This window comes from Paenibacillus diazotrophicus (genome assembly GCF_042610465.1).
In genome coordinates this window covers 37,444-55,853 of sequence record NZ_JBGJZN010000011.1, presented here as the reverse complement: position 1 = coordinate 55,853, position 18,410 = coordinate 37,444, and the positions used below count along the sequence as shown (strand labels likewise).

General features: G+C 47.9%; 12 protein-coding genes, 1 tRNA gene and 2 other RNA genes. 3 read left to right on the top strand and 12 right to left on the bottom strand.

Going from position 1 to position 18,410, the window contains the following annotated elements:
* Window positions 1-563: 563 nt before the first annotated feature.
* On the bottom strand, window positions 564-4,130 hold the full coding sequence (locus ACAN54_RS27855) for an SIR2 family NAD-dependent protein deacylase (RefSeq protein WP_379163465.1): 3,567 nt from the start codon (window positions 4,128-4,130) through the stop codon (window positions 564-566).
* A 384-nt stretch (window positions 4,131-4,514) separates the two neighbouring features.
* Window positions 4,515-4,855, bottom strand: a transfer-messenger RNA (tmRNA) gene (gene ssrA, locus ACAN54_RS29940).
* Here ssrA (ACAN54_RS29940) and ACAN54_RS27850 point away from each other — a divergent pair.
* Window positions 4,833-5,069, top strand: a complete 237-nt coding sequence (locus ACAN54_RS27850; protein ID WP_379163462.1) for a hypothetical protein — start codon at window positions 4,833-4,835, stop codon at window positions 5,067-5,069. The genes ssrA (ACAN54_RS29940) and ACAN54_RS27850 overlap by 23 nt on opposite strands.
* An 80-nt stretch (window positions 5,070-5,149) precedes the next feature.
* Here ACAN54_RS27850 and ssrA (ACAN54_RS27845) read toward each other — a convergent pair.
* The 10 genes from ssrA (ACAN54_RS27845) to ACAN54_RS27800 form a co-directional block, all read right to left on the bottom strand.
* Window positions 5,150-5,514: a transfer-messenger RNA gene (ssrA, locus tag ACAN54_RS27845) on the bottom strand.
* A 189-nt stretch (window positions 5,515-5,703) separates the two neighbouring features.
* Window positions 5,704-6,183 (bottom strand): SsrA-binding protein SmpB, encoded by a 480-nt coding sequence (gene smpB / locus ACAN54_RS27840; RefSeq protein WP_074088737.1) that lies wholly within the window; start codon window positions 6,181-6,183, stop codon window positions 5,704-5,706.
* 191 nt (window positions 6,184-6,374) lie between these two features.
* Window positions 6,375-9,254: a ribonuclease R gene (gene rnr, locus ACAN54_RS27835; RefSeq protein ID WP_379163550.1), complete on the bottom strand. Its 2,880-nt coding sequence runs from the start codon at window positions 9,252-9,254 to the stop codon at window positions 6,375-6,377.
* 349 nt (window positions 9,255-9,603) lie between these two features.
* Window positions 9,604-9,837, bottom strand: coding sequence for a preprotein translocase subunit SecG (secG, locus tag ACAN54_RS27830; protein ID WP_074088735.1), 234 nt, complete (start codon window positions 9,835-9,837; stop codon window positions 9,604-9,606).
* 178 nt (window positions 9,838-10,015) lie between these two features.
* Window positions 10,016-11,302 (bottom strand): phosphopyruvate hydratase, encoded by a 1,287-nt coding sequence (gene eno, locus ACAN54_RS27825; RefSeq protein WP_379163457.1) that lies wholly within the window; start codon window positions 11,300-11,302, stop codon window positions 10,016-10,018.
* Between the two features lie 58 nt (window positions 11,303-11,360).
* Entirely contained in the window at window positions 11,361-12,905 is a 1,545-nt protein-coding gene (gene gpmI / locus ACAN54_RS27820; RefSeq protein WP_379163454.1) for a 2,3-bisphosphoglycerate-independent phosphoglycerate mutase, read from the bottom strand.
* A gap of 2 nt (window positions 12,906-12,907) precedes the next feature.
* Window positions 12,908-13,663 carry a triose-phosphate isomerase gene (gene tpiA / locus ACAN54_RS27815; RefSeq protein ID WP_074103415.1) on the bottom strand — a complete coding sequence of 252 codons (756 nt, stop codon included), beginning with the start codon at window positions 13,661-13,663 and terminating at the stop codon, window positions 12,908-12,910.
* Between the two features lie 33 nt (window positions 13,664-13,696).
* The gene (locus tag ACAN54_RS27810; RefSeq protein ID WP_379163451.1) at window positions 13,697-14,878 is read right to left on the bottom strand and encodes a phosphoglycerate kinase; all 1,182 of its coding nucleotides are present in this window, start codon (window positions 14,876-14,878) and stop codon (window positions 13,697-13,699) included.
* 112 nt (window positions 14,879-14,990) lie between these two features.
* On the bottom strand, window positions 14,991-16,001 hold the full coding sequence (gene gap, locus ACAN54_RS27805; RefSeq protein WP_379163448.1) for a type I glyceraldehyde-3-phosphate dehydrogenase: 1,011 nt from the start codon (window positions 15,999-16,001) through the stop codon (window positions 14,991-14,993).
* Between the two features lie 116 nt (window positions 16,002-16,117).
* On the bottom strand, window positions 16,118-17,170 hold the full coding sequence (locus ACAN54_RS27800) for a sugar-binding transcriptional regulator (RefSeq protein WP_379163445.1): 1,053 nt from the start codon (window positions 17,168-17,170) through the stop codon (window positions 16,118-16,120).
* Window positions 17,171-17,501: 331 nt separating this feature from the next.
* Here ACAN54_RS27800 and ACAN54_RS27795 point away from each other — a divergent pair.
* Together ACAN54_RS27795 and clpP are read left to right on the top strand one after the other, a co-directional pair.
* Window positions 17,502-17,576, top strand: a tRNA-Arg gene (locus tag ACAN54_RS27795).
* Between the two features lie 192 nt (window positions 17,577-17,768).
* Window positions 17,769-18,365: an ATP-dependent Clp endopeptidase proteolytic subunit ClpP gene (gene clpP, locus ACAN54_RS27790; RefSeq protein ID WP_379163442.1), complete on the top strand. Its 597-nt coding sequence runs from the start codon at window positions 17,769-17,771 to the stop codon at window positions 18,363-18,365.
* Window positions 18,366-18,410 lie beyond the last annotated feature (45 nt).

The following is an 18,410-nucleotide window of genomic DNA, read 5'->3' as shown; positions in this document are numbered from 1 at the left end:
GTGACCTCTCCCCCAACTTAACTTTAATCCAGTCTGTGAACTAATAAATAAAGTATCCATAATTGAACAAGAAACAGCTACCGAGAACAGGATTGAGATCGGCACAATTCTCATCGCCGAAGGGAATTGTAATTATCACTGTTTAACGTGGCGGCCAAAGCCTCCCGTCTCCGTATAGGCTCAGTGAAACCCTATTAACAGTAAGCCTCAAAAACCATATCATAGTAAACTTAATAACCGCCACGTATAGTCCAAAACAAACGATAAAACGAAAAAAGACACCCTGAAAGGTGTCTTCTACTTTACTCCATATGGAGCCGAGGGGAGTCGAACCCCTGTCCGAAGATAACAGCACATAAGTTTCCACGAGTGTAGTCACAGTTCTGATGTCACCCGAGTATCGCCCCGTAACCGGCTATACGTTGGGTCAGCCTGATTATCTTCTTCAGCTCACCGCAGGAGGAGATGAGACAGCGTATCCTTCATATATTCTTAAATAATATTCGATTGTGATCAAACAAGAAAATAGCTGCGGATCATCTATTCAAATTAATACTTATATATCATTCAATAGCATTCCGAATCTCAGAGAATTCATCGGGGCTATTGTAAATACTTTCCCATTGTCTTAACACTTCAGGTATTGGTTTACTGCTAGCGCTAAGATATTTTTGAATCATTATATGTGCCAACCGAGCTGATGCAACACGGAGCTCGCCTTTCGGGACAGCCGCAACTATTGCATCAATTTCAGTAAACTTACTATCTTCCTGTAAACAATTTAGACCAGTTAGCAACGAATGTTCAATCTCAGAAGATATGGTTTCAGGGGCAAGTCGAACTACCTCATGCATCACATTGATCGCGGAAACCAAATGCTCGTTATTACGCCATAAAATCTGTTGAGCAATCAAAGTAAGTAACTGACTATTTTCTTCCTGAGTCGTAACCTCTCTCTCTTTATACTCGATCGATAGGATCGCTGTATCATATAAAGCTAGCTTTTGATAAAAGCTTCCCATAAACAGATGGTTAAGTATCGTCTTGTTAACATCGATAGTTACATTGCACTTTTTTGCCCACAAAAACTCCAAACTCGGATGAGTAAGTTGGTTCTCCCGCAATACATCTAAAATCCGCTCCATGATTTCATGTTCTACACTTGAAGGATACCATTCAGTTGAGATAAGTAACAAGCGAGTTATCGTTTTTACAAGCTGAAACATTTGTTTGCGTGCAATACTATCCGCGTTGAAGAAACTGGTCTTCCCAAAATGATGAATGAGACGATTTTGTATAGCTTCACAGATTTGCAAAAGTATAGGTATGTCCTGTATATCGAATATCTCATAAAAAACCCCGCTACTAAATTCGTCTAGCAAGGAATCGCGATCCGAAATAGAGGTCTTTCTTTCGCTCGCACGTTCCTGTAAATCGGTTATCAACAAAACTTTGATAATCTCTTGGGGGTTTATCTGATCAGGATGTGGCAGCGTTAAGCTAATCGTTCGATTAAAATTCGCTGGTGTTACAAACCCATCTTTCCAAAGCAATATGCCCAGCCGCTCGTCCTGTTCTCGCGTTAATATGCCGTTGCGTGAAAGAATGGCAAGGCGGCCAAGCGCTGATAACCGCAACTCAGAGGAAGATGTAGCTTGAACCAAAACGCTCTCCGTTCCAGGAACAGCTTCAGTAACAGGGATAGGCTTCTCAAATGGAACAGACAAAAAACTTAATGGATCAGGAAACTCGCTCACTATTCGAGTTTCCTCAGGGAGAAACGGAAACTTTAAAAAAATAGGGATGCGTTCCGATTGCTGTTCTTTTGAGAATGCACTCACCAATCTCCTGGTCAGCTTGTCTATCTTTTTATAATGCAAGCGATACTCACTCTGATAAATTTCCAGCAGAAATTGAAGTAGCTCATCAAGGACAGAAAGTGTGCACTTACAACAAAGGTGCGATAATAGCAATGGTAATACCTCTGCCGAAAACCCTGCAAAGCTTTTTGGAAAAAAACCATCGTTAGCGTGAAGTTCTCCCATCGTACGACGAAGTGCACCTAGATAACTTTGACATAGCTCGCTTGCTGTTGATGCAGCCATTTTATAGAGAGCTGATCGGGATAAAACAGCTTCAAACGCTTTCACCTCATTTGCGCGTGCGATTGTAACAACCGCCCATGCAAACGAATAAGGTGCGATTCGCTCAACTGCTCCAGTCGCAGCTTTATTTCCGCTAGTGATATTGTGAACCCGGAAAGGATGACCCGTCTCTTCACGGAAACGAAGGAAAGCATATGCGGTAATCCTGTCAGCATCTTCCTTATTAGTAAACGAATGCGTGCGTCGTCCAAAATCAAATGTAGGTTGTTCACCAACTGATTCAAAATCTTGACGAGGCACGGTCAAAAGCAACTGAAATCGTTCGTCCTCTGTAATCCAATCTGTTGTGAATCTTTTATGCATTTGACGGCGTTCGACCTCGGTATCCCGCTGTTCATTCCAAGATTGCCCATAATCCTTCTCAATAGAAATTGACTTTTCAATATGGCCTTTCAATGACATTAAAGAACTCTCATAAGAAAGCAAAAGTAGGCTCTGATCATTACTTTGAAGTTGTCGTCTTACAAGTACAAGCGAATTTTGCAGCAATTCTTGTGCTTGCAACAATTCGTTGCACTCTGCTAATAGCCCTGACTTTCGCAATACCCATTCAGGAGATTGTTCGTTAACATTCCACGCATTAAGATGAAGTTGCAAGTCTTTATAGTTAAAATTAAACATAGAAAACAAACAACGTTCGTAGGAAAAACGATTTAATTGTTCCTCTTTCATAATTACTGACTGAGACTCAATTTGCTTAAAAAGTAAGTTCCAAGCTTCAAAATCGCCACTTTCACGCAAATCACGCAATAGTGAAATTTGTATAGATATACGCATTAGTTGATCGTCAATAGAATTACCAGGGTTACGCTCCAAAATTAGCGAATAAAATCTCAGTTCCCACTGAAAGGGAGGACGTAAACACTTTTCTCGCAACCAATCATATTCGTACAAAAGTGAGAGTTCTACATTTTGCTGTTCCTTTATAACGGATTGCAACAAATCCTCTATTTCTCCTCTTAAAATCAAAGCTCGTTTCCTTGCATCGTAAGGTGGAACCAACCATCCCGGATATTCTTTACGTATCTGTTGAAGAAGTAATATAACCTTTGTAAAAGATATTTGTTCACCCTCGTGGAGACTGTAAATTCCAGGCCAGCTCGGTTGGGCTTTACGAACACTGTCCAAAAGATAATCGAGTAAACCTTCGTACTTTTCGCGGGGATTGCCATCAGCTGCAAATGAAGCAATGTTAAGAACAACTACTTTTTTGCGGTCTAAAAGTTTTCTCTGAGCATGGGGATAATCCTCATGAGAAAAAAGATAAATTTGCGGGGAATTTTCTAGCCCTAAATTATCATGAATCCATCCAACCCACTGATTAAAGTTGGGATCATCTCCCGAAAAACCGATTAAGCAAAGCGTGTTCTCGAGTAATGACTGTTGTACTGTATTAATGAATGGAGCAAACTCTCGTGGATAACGGCGATAATCTTCAGAAGTAATGATAAAAGGTCGATGAGAAGGAAAAGTTCCGTGCAGCTTAACAATGCGAGGAGCATCTGAACTGGAAACCAAGTCTTCTTTACAGTTGATAATATTGAACCGTTTACTTGTGATTTCTTGGCTGGCGCGCTCGAGTAGAGTGTCATAGTTAGTGGTAAATACATCTCTCCAAGGTAGATTAAGCAACTTCGTATGTAGTATAGAGGGGCTATACTGGGCATCAGGTATCCGAGAAACCAGCAGTTGATTTAATACAGAACGTCCATAAGCAGCTTCTACCTGTTCTGCGAGTGTGAGTGGACTAAGGTATTGGGCAGCTTCTGGCTTACATAAATATATTTTTTCATAAAATGTGTCTGCAAGTTCATTCCATGTGGGGAATGTAGGTGCAAAAAGCGATCCACTATCAGCATTTCTACTAAATCCGGCTCCTACGAGTACTGCACAACGATTCGCCTTCAGACTTTCGGCGATTTGTTTAAGATATTGTTCTAACTCTGTTGATGTTTTCTCCGCCATAACACTCTCTCCCCTAGTGTGGTTTTATTTAGGACTAGAACTGCTAAAAGGTCAGGTTCCTCAGTCTTTGGTACCCTTTTTATGTTTGACTCTAAAGAATTCGCTCAGAAATAAATCCTGTTAAATCAAGCTCTTTCGAAGCTAATGATCATCAATACATTCTAATATTTTATCATGTTCCCCAATATTTCCAAGTTAGTTGTTTACTTAAAAAGCATCGTGGTGAAACCATATCTGTTGTATACCGTCCTACAATTTAATAGATGTATTAAATTATTAGGAAAGCTAAGCTTTAAAACTGATTCTTTCTCCTGCTCGATACGAGCATACTAAAACAAAAAAGACACCCTGAAAGGTGTCTACACTGATACTCCATATGGACCCGAGGGGAGTCGAACCCCTGTCCGAAGATAACGGCACATAAGCTTCTACGAGTGTAGTCACAGTTTTGATGTCACCCGAGTATCGCCCCGTAACCGGCTATACGTTGGGTCAGCCTGATTGTCTTCTTCAGCTCACCCCAGGCGGAGATGAGACAGCGTATTCCACTATTAGTTAGCCCCTAGCCTTGTCACACGGACGATGCAGAGTAGAAGCACGCACACAGGTTCTTCAGTGGATTCACAAATGATATATCTTTATAGGGCGACTATTGTTTATTTCATGCTAATGCTTGGTTTGCAATGTACATGGGAGAAGGAGTTGGAAAGCGAACTGAATGCAATGCATCATTTGTATCAAAAAGATCTAACCACATTTGCTCGAAGTTATGCGTCCGATGATGTATTGTTCCATGAAATCAGCACAGGTCAATATTACCTTGTGCATCTGACTTGGAATCAGAACAAGAACGAGAGATTCCCGCAATTCAGTGTCTTTTCCTCGTTTGATGATTTTATTCAATACTGCGAAGCTACCTTTCAGTTCATTGAAGATTGATTAAACTTAGAGGGTGATCACCTCTATGAATAGAGAACAAAACAAAAAGACACCCCTAAAGGTGTCTTCACTGATACTCCATATGGAGCCGAGGGGAGTCGAACCCCTGTCCGAAGATAACGGCACATAAGTTTCTACGAGTGTAGTTACAGTTTTGATGTCACCCGAGTATCGCCCCGTAACCGGCTATACGTTGGGTCAGCCTGATTATCTTCTTCTGCTGACCCCAGGCGGAGACCAGACAGCGTATCCCACTACTTGTTAGCCCCTATCCCTGTCACATGGGCGATGCAGGGTAGAAGCACGCACACAGGTTATTAAGCTGCGAAAGCGTAGTTGTTTTGTTGTTTGCCGTTTAATAGGCTTTAGCGTTGATGAAGCGGACGCGTCCCCACTACTCGCTGCTCATGCTCGAACTACCCCCGTCGAATCCAAGAACGGCCCCTCATTAGAAAAGGGCGCTTCGGATCAAGCGGATCTTCTAGCAAGAGAGATCCAGGCAGCCTCTGTCTAGAGGACTGTCACGAAGCAAAAATCTTACTTACACAGTATAGCACATTTATCAACACTTTAACACGTGGGTTAAAGGAATTGAAGGGTAGATCTGGAACTCCAGGAAGCGCAGCACATCGGCTTATCTGGCGATCTTTTGTTTCTCACGCAGCGCACGTGCGATATCGCGTTGAGCGTCTTTTTTGGCGGCGGTGTCGCGTTTGTCGTATTGCTTCTTCCCTTTACCCAGGCCGATCAATAGCTTCGCGTAACCATTGCGCACATACACCTTCAGCGGCACTATCGAGTAGCCATCCTGTTTGGACAAACCGAGCAGCTTGCTGATCTGCACCTTATGCATGAGCAGCTTGCGTGTGCGGGTCGGGTCTGTCGGGTTGTTGCGGTTCCCCTGTTCAAATGGGCTGATGTGCATGTTATGCACGTGAATCTCGCCGTTTCGAATGGTGGCAAAAGCATCGCCAATGTTAGCACGGCCATTACGCAGTGACTTGATTTCCGTACCGGTCAGTACCAAGCCAGCTTCATAAGTGTCCTCGATAAAATAATCATGGGAAGCTTTTTTGTTCTGGGCGAGCACTTTCCCGTCTGCTTTTTTACCCATGAAAGTCACTCCTTGAATCGAATTTCCCGTTTGCACGGAGTCAAACGTCAGATCTATATTGTATCAAAAGCAATTACGCTAACGCAAGGAAGGATGATCCTCTCCTGTACTGAACCACTGGAAATATCCATCCCTGCCAGCAAAAAGGCGCTGCTTCCTCACACGGAAAGCAGCGCCATATCGTACCCAGCTTACTCTTGCGGTTTTTTCTTCTTCTTGCGGCGGCCGCTGCCTTCAGGACTTCCGCCCTTGTCGCTCTGCTCCACGTTGCCCGGAGTCACGGAAGGGCTTATGAAGACCCCGCCCTTCTTCTTCTTGCGGCGGCTCTTGCCTTCGCCGCCGCTGCTGCGGCCTCCGGCCGCTGGCCCGCTGCCGAGGTCCTCACGGCTGCGGAACCGCGTGCTGGCGTCCACGCCGCGCAGCTCGCTGCCCTGCTCTGCACCGCCAGCTGGGGCGCCGTAGCCGCCCTTGCCGGAGCCGAAGCCGAAGCTGATGCCGCGTCCCCCGGCACCGCCTCCGGCCTCTCCGCCGCGGCCTCGCCCGCCGCTGCGGTCCCGCTCACGCGGCGCGCTGGCCCCGCCAGCCTCGCCGCGGTTCAAGGCCGCGAACGCCCGGCGCGCGGCCTCTGCAGGCCCGCCGCCGCGCTTGCCGCGTCCGCCAGCCGGCGCACCGCCGCTGGCCTCTGCCGCTGCGCGCGGCTCTTCTCCGGCGCGTGCTACCGCGCCGGGCTTGCCCTTGCCGGCGTGTGCTGCGCCGCCGGTTTTACCCTTGCCCGCGCCGCCAGCGCTGCCGGGCTTGCCTTTACCGCCGGTGCGGCCCTTGCCGCCGCCGGCTTTGCCACCAGGCGGCTTGGCGAAGCCGCCGCCACCGTTCCCGCGGCCGCCTTTGCCGCCGCGGCCGCCGCCATAGCTGCGGTGCTCGCCCGCCGCGCGTGGCTTCATGTCGACCAGCTCGAAATCGATCGTATGGTCATCCATATTAACCTTGGCGACACGGATCTTCACCTCGTCACCGATGCGGAACACCTTGGAGGTCCGCTCGCCGATGAGCGCCATATGGGCTTCGTCGAAGTGGTAGTAATCATCGCTGAGCGCGCTAAGGCGGATCAGGCCTTCGACGGTATTCTCCAGCTCGATGAACATACCGAAGCTGGTAACACTGCTGACCATGGCATCGAACTCCTCGCCGACCTTGTCCTGCATGTACTCCGCTTTCTTCAGCTGTTCTGTATCCCGCTCAGCTTCAACGGCTACACGCTCGCGTTCTGAGGATTGCTGGGCAATATCCGGCATCCGACTGGCTAGGTATTCATGACGTTTCTCTGTAAGCGCCCCGCCATTCTCGATGACCTCACGCATGACACGGTGAATGACAAGGTCCGGATAACGACGGATCGGCGACGTGAAGTGGGAGTAGAATTCTGCTGCCAGCCCAAAGTGGCCGGTGCTCTCCGCATCATATTTCGCCTGCTTCATAGAGCGCAGCATCATGGTACTGATGACGGTCTGCTCCTTCGTCCCTTGAATCTGCTCCAGCAGATCCTGCAGGGCGCGGGGGTGTACCGAATTGCCCCGGCCTTTGACATGATAGCCAAAGTTCGCTGCGAAGGCCATGAAGTTCTGAAGCTTCTCCGGGTCCGGGTCTTCGTGAATCCGGTAGAGGAACGGCACCTTCAGCCAGTGGAAATGCTCAGCCACAGTCTCGTTGGCCGCCAGCATGAATTCCTCGATAATCTGTTCGGCCACGGAACGCTCGCGTTTTACGATATCTATGGCCTTGCCGCTCTCATCGACAATAATCTTGCTCTCTTCAAAATCGAAATCAACTGCACCGCGGCGCATCCGGGCATCGCGCAGCTTCATCGCCAGCTCTTTCATCAGTCGGAAGTCGTCAATCAGCGGAGCATAGCGCTCCAGCAGCTCGGGGTCTTCGTCCTCGACGATTTTGCGGACATCAGAATACGTCATTCTTTCTTTGGTGCGGATTACGCTTGTAAAGACATCATGCTTCACGACCTTCATATGCTCGTCGAACTCCATCTCACAGGACATCGTCAGCCGATCCACCTTGGGATTCAAACTGCAGATCCCGTTCGACAGACGATGAGGCAGCATTGGAATTACCCGGTCGACCAGATACACGCTGCAGCCGCGGTCATATGCTTCTTTATCCAGCTCAGAGCCTTCGCGTACGTAATAACCAACGTCAGCGATATGCACGCCCAGCTTGTAATGTCCATTCTCCAGACAAGACACGTTTACTGCATCATCCAAATCTTTGGCGTCCGCACCATCGATGGTAACGATGTTCAGCCCGCGCAGATCCCGGCGTCCCTGCTGAACGATCTCATCCTCCGTAATCGAATCCGGGGCCTGCTCCGCTTCATGCATCACTTCACCCGGGAAGGCCTCCGGCAGCTGGTGCTTGCGGATCACTGACAGAATATCCACTCCCGGGTCATCCTTATGCCCGAGAATCTCAATAATTTCTCCCTCAGCCGCTGCTCGGCCTTCCGGGTAATTCACAATGCGGACTACGACCTTTTCACCGTCAACCGCCCCTTTGAAGGACTGCTTCGGAATAAAAATATCCCGGTTAATCCGCTTGTCATCCGGCAGCACAAAGCCATAGGTTTCCAGACTCTGGAACACACCTACGGTCTGCAGCACCCCTCTTTTGACGATCCGTACGACTTCACCTTCCATCCGCCCGCCAGACGGACTACGCGATGTAATGCGAACCAGCACGATATCACCGTTCATCGCACCCTTCAGATCATTGGCATTGATATAGATATCGGGATGATCGCGGTCATCCGGGATGAGAAAAGCAAACCCCTTCGCGTGTGCCTGCACACGTCCTCGCACCATATCCATACGCTCCGGTACCCCATAGCGGGCATTGCGGGTCAGGATCATTCTTCCGTCTTGCTCCAATGAGAGCAGTAAATCTTCGAATGCTTTGAACGCCTCGCTCTCCTCAATGGCGAAATGACTCACCAGTTCATCATAAGTGAGTGGTTTATAAGCGGTCTCCCGCATGAAATCCAATAATTGTTCCTGTGTTATCAAATTAGTCACCTCGGCCCTCCGCAGCATTCGTGTGCTGCTGGCATATGTATGTCTTGTCCTGTATTGCCTGTGCGTATCCCAGTAAATTTTACCTTTATATACTCATACCCTAGTATACACGAAATCAATCCCCGGCATCCCTTTTATGATCAACCGATGGTTCAAGCAATAGAAAATTCCATCATCGAAAAACCGTATCTTTCAAAACAACCCCGCAAAGTTAAACCTGGGCATTGAAGCATACTCAGGTACTTTGCGGGGCCCCTTTAGACATATACAATCTAAGCTCCATACAAAAAAGCCTCCGCTCCATTCCATAAGAACAGGGCGAAAGCTTGTTGTTAGCAATCTAGTCAACCAGAACGGCCACAAGGATCGACATAATGAAGAATCCCGCTGCCAGTCCAACCGTTACGCGTTGCAGTACTAGCTCCATACCACGCGCTTTGGTCTTACCAAAGAGATGCTCAGCACCGCCGGAGATGGCACCGGAAAGACCTGCGCTTTTCCCCTTTTGCAGAAGAACGACCGCAATCAGACCGACGGAAAAAATCAGGAGCACTACTTTCAAAAAGATATCCATTCACTTCCACCTCCTACGTCCAAGCATCACTATCTATGCTAATTTTAAATTTCACGAATTCATAAACAGCATTTTTATTTTATCATAGGAGAGATTCGAATACAACTGATTGAGAGCAGATAGGCAAAAAAAGCCTGCCGGGTTCGGCAGGCTCTGTATTTATTTTTCTCAAAAGAAATTATCTTTTGAGGTTGTAGAAGGATTTCAGGCCGTTGTATTGAGCCAATTCGCCCAGTTCGTCTTCAATGCGAAGCAATTGGTTGTATTTAGCAACACGGTCTGTACGGGAAGGAGCACCTGTTTTGATCTGACCTGCGTTAGTTGCAACTGCGATGTCAGCGATTGTGCTATCTTCGGATTCACCGGAACGGTGAGAGATAACTGCTGTGTAACCAGCACGTTTAGCCATTTCGATAGCATCGAAGGTTTCAGTCAATGTACCAATTTGGTTAACCTTAACCAGGATGGAGTTACCGATACCTTTTTCGATACCTGTAGCAAGACGCTCAGTGTTAGTAACGAACAAGTCGTCACCAACCAATTGGACTTTATCGCCCAATTTTTCAGTAAGCAATTTCCAACCTTCCCAGTCGTCTTCGGACATACCGTCTTCGATGGTGATGATAGGATACTTCTCAACCCATGAAGCCAGAAGGTCAACATACTCAGCGGAAGTGTAAGATTTACCTTCGCCAGCAAGTGTGTATTTACCATCTTTGTAGAACTCGGTGGAAGCAACGTCCATACCCAGGAATACGTCAACACCTGGTTTGTAGCCGGCTTTTTCGATAGCTTCGATGATTGTAGTGATTGCTTCTTCGTTCGAACCAAGGTTCGGTGCGAAACCACCTTCGTCACCTACAGCAGTGTTCAGGCCTTTGGACTGTAGTACGGATTTCAGGTTGTGGAAGATTTCTGCACCTGTACGAAGAGCTTCTTTGAAGCTTGGAGCACCTACAGGAAGAACCATGAACTCTTGTACGTCGATGTTGTTGTCAGCATGTTCACCACCGTTGATGATGTTCATCATTGGTACTGGAAGAGTTTTAGCATTGAATCCGCCCAGGTATACGTACAAAGGAATATCCAAAGCTGTTGCAGCTGCGCGAGCTACGGCCATAGATACTGCCAGGATTGCGTTAGCGCCCAGCTTGCCTTTGTTAGGAGTTCCGTCCAAAGTGATCATCAGTTTGTCGATGCCCACTTGGTCAAGAGCGTCCATACCGATTACTTCTGGAGCGATAATTTCATTTACGTTCTCAACAGCTTTCAGAACACCTTTACCCATGTAACGGGATTTGTCGCCATCACGAAGCTCTACAGCTTCATGAGCGCCAGTGGAAGCGCCGGAAGGAACGATAGCGCGGCCTTTAGCGCCGGATTCCAGATAAACATCAACCTCTACAGTCGGGTTACCGCGGGAGTCAAGGACTTCGCGTGCATATACGTCAGAAATAATAGTCATGTAAGTTAATCTCCTTTTAAATATGGTTTTGGTATTCATTAATTACTTAAGGTATTACTTATTTGCGGCTGGCAATCATGGACTGTCCGGTCATTTCCGCAGGCTGCGGAAGTCCCATCAGGTCCAGAATAGTCGGTGCCACATCTGCGAGAATACCGGATTCGCGCAGTACAACATTTTCGGTGGTTACAATGAAAGGAACCGGGTTGGTGGTATGTGCCGTGAACGGACGACCATTCTCGTCAAACACCATATCCGCATTACCGTGGTCGGCAATGATGATTGCAACGCCACCTTTGGCTACGACTGCATCCACAACCTTACCCACACATTCATCCGTTACCTCTACTGCCTTGATGGTTGGCTCCAGCATGCCGGAGTGTCCTACCATGTCAGGATTGGCAAAGTTCAGGATAATGGCATCTTGTCTGTCTGCTTCGATCTCCGCTACGCAGGCCGCCGCCACTTCGTATGCGCTCATCTCAGGCTTAAGATCATAGGTTGCCACTTTTGGGGAGTTGATCAGAATACGGGTTTCGCCAGGAAGCTCTTCGTCGCGTCCACCGCTGAAGAAGAAGGTTACGTGCGGATACTTCTCAGTTTCCGCGATACGCAGCTGCTTCTTATTCTGCTGTACGAGCACTTCACCCAGCGTATTGTCCAGGTTCTTCGGCGAATACGCCACATAACCTTGAACCGTTTCGCTGAAAGTAGTCAAACATACAAAATGCAGGTTCTGCGGGAACAATGGACCCCGGTCGAAACCGCGGAAATCTGAATTCGTGAATACCTGGGACAGCTGAATGGCACGGTCCGGGCGGAAGTTGAGGAACACGACGGAATCGCCGCTCTCTACAGTCGCTGTCGGTTTGCCTTCGCTGTCTACAATTACACTAGGTTCAACAAATTCGTCATACACAGAATTCTGGTAAGATCCAGTGATTGCCTGCAGAGCATCAGTGTATTGGGGGCCTTCGCCATAGACCATAGCGCGGTAAGCCTTCTCTACACGTTCCCAGCGTTTGTCACGGTCCATCGCGAAATAACGTCCGGATACCGTAGCAATCTTGCCTACGCCTACTTCCTCAATCTTCGCGATCAGATCCTGAATGAACTTTTGTCCACTGTCAGGAGGTACATCGCGGCCATCCATGAAAGCATGGATATACACTTCGTGCATATCTTCTTTTTTGGCCAGATCGAGCATAGCAAACAAATGTTTGATATGGCTATGCACCCCACCGTCGGATACAAGCGCATACAGGTGAAGCTTCTTGCCAGTTGACTTAGCGCTTCTTACAGCTGCAACCAGTGTTTCGTTCTCAAAAAATTCCCCGTCACGGATCGACTTGTCGATACGGGTCAGGTCCTGATATACAATCCGGCCGGCACCGATGTTAAGGTGACCCACTTCGGAGTTCCCCATCTGTCCTTCCGGCAGTCCCACAGCTTCGCCGCAAGCGGTAAGCGTGGTGTTCGGATACTGTTTCAGGTAACGGTCATAGTTCGGCTTGTTGGCTTGGGCAACAGCATTGCCTTCAGTCGTGTTGCGCAGACCGAAACCATCCATGATGATCAAAGCAACCGGTTTTGGTGCTGACATCCTTACTTCGCCCCCTCAACCAATGAAACAAACGAAGCAGGCTGCAGACTGGCACCGCCGACGAGCGCGCCGTCGATGTCACTTTGACTCATGTACTCCGTAACATTCTCAGGCTTCACACTACCGCCGTATTGAATACGCACGGCTTCAGCAGTCGCTTCATCGTACAGGTCTTTTACAAGTGTACGGATGTAGGCGATAACTTCATTAGCATCCTGGGAAGTAGACGATTTGCCTGTGCCGATAGCCCAGATTGGCTCATAAGCAATAACTACACTTGCAGCCTGTTCCGCACTAAGGCCGGCAAAAGCGCCTTCGGTCTGAACTTTGCATACGTCTTTTGTCTGGTTAGCTTCGCGCTCTTCAAGCTTTTCGCCTACACAGACAATTGGAGTGATGCCGTGGCGGAATGCCGCATGCATCTTCTTGTTCACGATTTCGTCTGTTTCGCCAAAGTATGCACGGCGTTCAGAGTGACCGATGATTACATAATCTACGCCAAGGTCTTTCAGCATTACGCCGCTGATTTCGCCTGTGTAGGCTCCGTTATCTTCAAAGTGCAGGTTCTGTGCACCAATCTTGATGCTGGTACCCTTGGCCGCTGCAACCAGTGCCGGCAGATTCGTGAATGGTGCGCAGATTACAGTTTCTACGCCTTTCACTTCTGCCTGGCCTTTGACTTCAGCGAAAAAGCCTTCCGCTTCGGAAACTGTTTTGAACATCTTCCAGTTACCGGCGATAATAGGTGTTCTGCTCATAGTAATGGATTGCCTCCTTCTACCTTCTACGTCTTACTTGTCGTTCAGTGCTTCTACACCAGGAAGAGCCTTGCCTTCCATGAACTCGAGTGATGCGCCGCCGCCAGTGGAGATGTGATCCATCTGATCAGCCAGGTGGAATTTCTCAGCAGCCGCTGCGGAATCACCACCACCGATAACAGTGTAGCCTTCGGTAGTTGCGCAAGCCTTAGCTACGGCAATTGTACCTTCAGCAAAGATGTCAATTTCGAATACGCCCATAGGTCCGTTCCAAACCACCAGCTTGGAGTTTTTGATAATATCGGCATAAATCTCACGGGTCTTCGGACCGATGTCCAGACCTTCCCAGCCTGCAGGAATATCCGTTACATCTACAACCTTGGTGTTGGCATCTGCACCGAACTTGTCAGCGACTACAACGTCAACCGGAAGCACGAAGTTTTTACCCAGCTTTTTGGCTTTCTCGATGAATCCAAGTGCCGCATCGATTTTATCGTTGTCGACCAGGGAATTCCCAATTTCGTAACCTTGAGCTTTGGTGAACGTGTAAGAAAGGCCGCCGCCGATCAGAACATTGTCAGCCAGATTCAGAAGGTTATCGATAACGTCGATTTTGTCTTTAACTTTAGAACCACCGATAATGGCGGTGAAAGGACGTTCAGGGTTCGACAGAGCTTTACCCAGTACGGACAGTTCTTTCTCCATCAAAAGACCGGATACGGCCGGCAAGAAGTGAGCGATACCTTCAGTGGAAGCATGCGCACGGTGAGCTGCACCGAATGCGTCGTTGACGAACAGATCAGCCAGTTCTGCGAACTGCTTAGCCAGTTCAGGATCGTTCTTTTCTTCGCCCGGGTAGAAACGGACATTTTCAAGCACAAGCACATCGCCATCGTTCATTTCAGCGATCTTTGCCTTTACTGCATCGCCGATAGCTTCGTCAGCTTTTGCTACTGGTTTGCCAAGCAGCTCTGACAGACGTACAGCAGCCGTTGTCAAACGCATGGAATCAACAAATTGGCCTTTAGGACGGCCCATGTGGCTGGCCAGAATGACCTTTGCACCGTTCTCAATCAGGTATTTAATCGTTGGAAGGGTTTCGCGGATACGGGTATCATCAGTGATCTTGCCGTCTTCCACTGGCACGTTGAAATCTACACGTACGAATACGCGCTTGCCTTTTACTTCTACATCACGGACACTTTTTTTGTTCATGATTAAATTTCCTCCACACCCAAAATTGGTACAACCACGAATTCATTTAGAAAGAGCGGAAACAAGGAACTTCTGTTTCCGCTCTATAGATACTGCTTATGGGAAATCGGTATTATTTAGCCAGCTTAGCGAAGTGTTCCAAAGTGCGAACGAGCTGTGCAGTGTAGGACATTTCGTTGTCGTACCAAGCAACAGTTTTAACCAGTTGTTTGTCGCCAACAGTCAGAACCTTAGTCTGTGTAGCATCGAACAGGGAACCGAAAGTCATACCTTTGATATCGGAAGATACGATTTCATCTTCAGTGTAGCCATAAGTGTCTGGATCGGAAGCGGCTTTCATAGCTGCATTCAGTTCTTCAACAGTAACATTCTTTTCAAGAACAGTAACGAGCTCAGTCAGGGAACCAGTAGCAACAGGCACACGTTGTGCAGCGCCGTCCAGTTTGCCTTTCAGTGCTGGGATTACCAGACCGATTGCTTTTGCAGCACCGGTAGTGTTAGGGATGATGTTCTCAGCAGCAGCGCGGGCGCGTCTGAAGTCGCCTTTAGCGTGTGGAGCATCAAGTGTGTTCTGGTCGCCAGTGTAAGCGTGGATAGTAGTCATCAGGCCTTCAACGATTCCGAACTTGTCGTTCAGAACTTTTGCCATAGGAGCCAGGCAGTTAGTTGTGCAAGATGCACCGGAGATTACAGTTTCAGTACCATCAAGGATGTCATGGTTAACGTTGTAAACAACAGTTTTCATGTCGCCTGTAGCTGGAGCGGAGATAACTACTTTCTTAGCTCCACCTTTAAGGTGCTTTTCAGCTGCTTCTTTAGTTGTGAAGAAACCTGTGCATTCCAGAACGATATCTACGCCCAGGTCGCCCCAAGGAAGTTCTTCAGGATTGCGGTTCGCAAGAACCTTAACTTCTTTACCGTTAACTTTGAAGAAGCCGTCATGTACTTCAACGTCCCCTTGGAATTTACCTTGAGTTGTATCATATTTAAGCAAATGAGCAAGCATCTTAGCGTCAGTCAAGTCATTGATTGCTACCACTTCGATACCTTCTACATTTTGAATACGGCGGAATGCAAGGCGTCCAATACGTCCAAAACCGTTAATACCAACTTTTACACTCATTGAATAGTTCCTCCTAGATTTCGTTTTATTTATTCAAGACAGGCCGTGAGGCTCGTCAAGACAACAATGTTAAGTATAATGCATAAACCCTTTGCTTGCTTCCCATATTGTGGAATTTATAGGACTGCCTGGACCTGATTGTCAATTTCTTTACCAATTTCGATAGCCGCCGCCTCATCGGTAACGAGTATATCCTCCTGCCCGAAACGGAGCATCGCATGGATGGCTTTGGACTTTCGTTTGCCTCCGGCGATACCGACAACGACTTCCGTGCGGATAATATCCTCTAGGCGGAGCCCCATAGTCAGCATAGTATGAACAACCTGACCTTCTTCATTGAAATAATAGCCGAACGATTCGGCAACCGCCCCTTCTCCCTGGATTTCTGAGACTGTAGCCTCATCCAGCTTACGGCGGCGGGTCATTTCAATGGCATCCCCAATACCATGCACAATAATTCGCGACCTGCGGATAATTTGTACAATCTCCCCAATGTTCGCATCGAGCCCCAGGGACTGGTAAGCATCCTCACTAAGTAAATCAGGCACATGCAGAAGGCGGTAATTAGCCCCCATCCGTTTGGCCATCTTTGAAGCAATCGTGTTGGCCTGAATCTCCATGCTCTCACCCAATCCCCCGCGCGCCGGGACAACCCAAGCGTTCTTATAGGAAGGAGATAACGGAGGTGTGAGCTGATCAGCCATTTCAGCAAGCGTTGAACCACCCGTCACAGCAATGGTATCATCCGACCGCAGTACACCAAGCAATGCTTTGGCGCCCGCGCGTCCGAGCTCACGCTTCGTGAATGGCGAGGTTTCGCAATCACCAGGGACCACAATAACTTTGTTCAGACCATACGTTGTACGAATTTTCTCTTCCAGATCATCCAGGCCAAACAGGCTCTTGGCGATTGGCTCCAGCAGGTCAAGCAGTCTGCGCCCCGCATCGCTTACGCGCATGCCTACGCTCTCGATCTCAATGAGCCCTTGCGATTTCAGAAGATCCGTCTCGGCGCGCAGCACCCGCTCAGTCATATCGAGCGAAGCGGCAAGCGTTCTGCGCCCAATAATATCGGACAGCATGATCTGATGTAGAATCGTGTAACGTCTCTTAAGGGTTTCCATGAGATCAGGCAGAAGCTGCTTTTGGATTTCTAATAAATTACGCATGCTTTCACTCCTGCAACTTCGTCTTCCTCTTATTCCCTTGTTCATGGTCTTAAAATGTCCCGGGTTAACTTTTTAAGTCCCACCCATATTCTACCCAAATATTACGCGGAGTGCAAGTCTTCCGTGAGTATAATTCTCAACCTCTTTTCATCTTATACATCTGGTGGGTAATGGAAAGTGCTGAAAGTCCCGTGACCCTAAGATAAAAGCCCAGGCTGCCGAATATCCACGCACGTTTGCGGCTGACAATGGAGAAGAAAACAAAGATATTTTGCAGCAACATGATTAGCCGTTGCATTTACAGCCTAAATGGATTATAATAATTTCTGTTGCGCCCGTGGTCCAATGGATATGACGTAGGCCTCCGAAGCCTGAGATCCAAGTTCGATTCTTGGCGGGCGCGCCATTAATTTCATCTTTGTACATAATTTAGCAGCTGTACCTATACTACTTAACCAAAGAGCCACTTGTTGGCTCTTTTTTTATTAACTAAGTTTGACTTTCTTTGACTTTTTGTTTGAATTTGTTTATCATGTGGTTAATACGGTAACAGTAAAAATGAACACATTCGAAGAACCAATTCAAGGAGGTTTTCCACGTGAGTTATATTCCTATGGTAGTAGAACAGAGCAACCGCGGTGAGCGCGCTTATGACATCTATTCCCGCCTGCTGAAGGACCGCATCATTTTCCTCGGAACGGAGGTTAATGACGTGGTAGCCAATTCCATCATCGCACAAATGCTCTTCCTGGCTGCCGAGGATCCGGATAAGGATATTCACCTGTATGTGAACAGCCCTGGCGGTTCCATCACAGCCGGAATGGCTATATTTGATACAATGCAATATATTAAGCCGGATGTCTCCACCATCTGTGTGGGCATGGCCGCTTCCATGGGGGCTTTCCTGCTGAATGCCGGTGCCAAAGGCAAACGATTTGCACTGCCGAACAGTGAAATTATGATCCACCAGCCGCTGGGTGGAGCGCAGGGGCAGGCTACAGACATCGAAATCCGTGCCCGCCGTATCCTTAAGCTTCGCGACAAACTGAACCGTATCTTGTCCGAACGTACTGGCCAACCGCTGGAGCGTATCGAAAAGGATACAGACCGCGACTACTTCATGAGTGCTGCTGATGCAGCTGAATATGGTATCGTCGATAAAGTTATCGAGAAGACGCTGCCTACCGGCGTATAATTCAGAAGAACATACAAAGAGGCTGCCTGGACCATTATGGTCTGA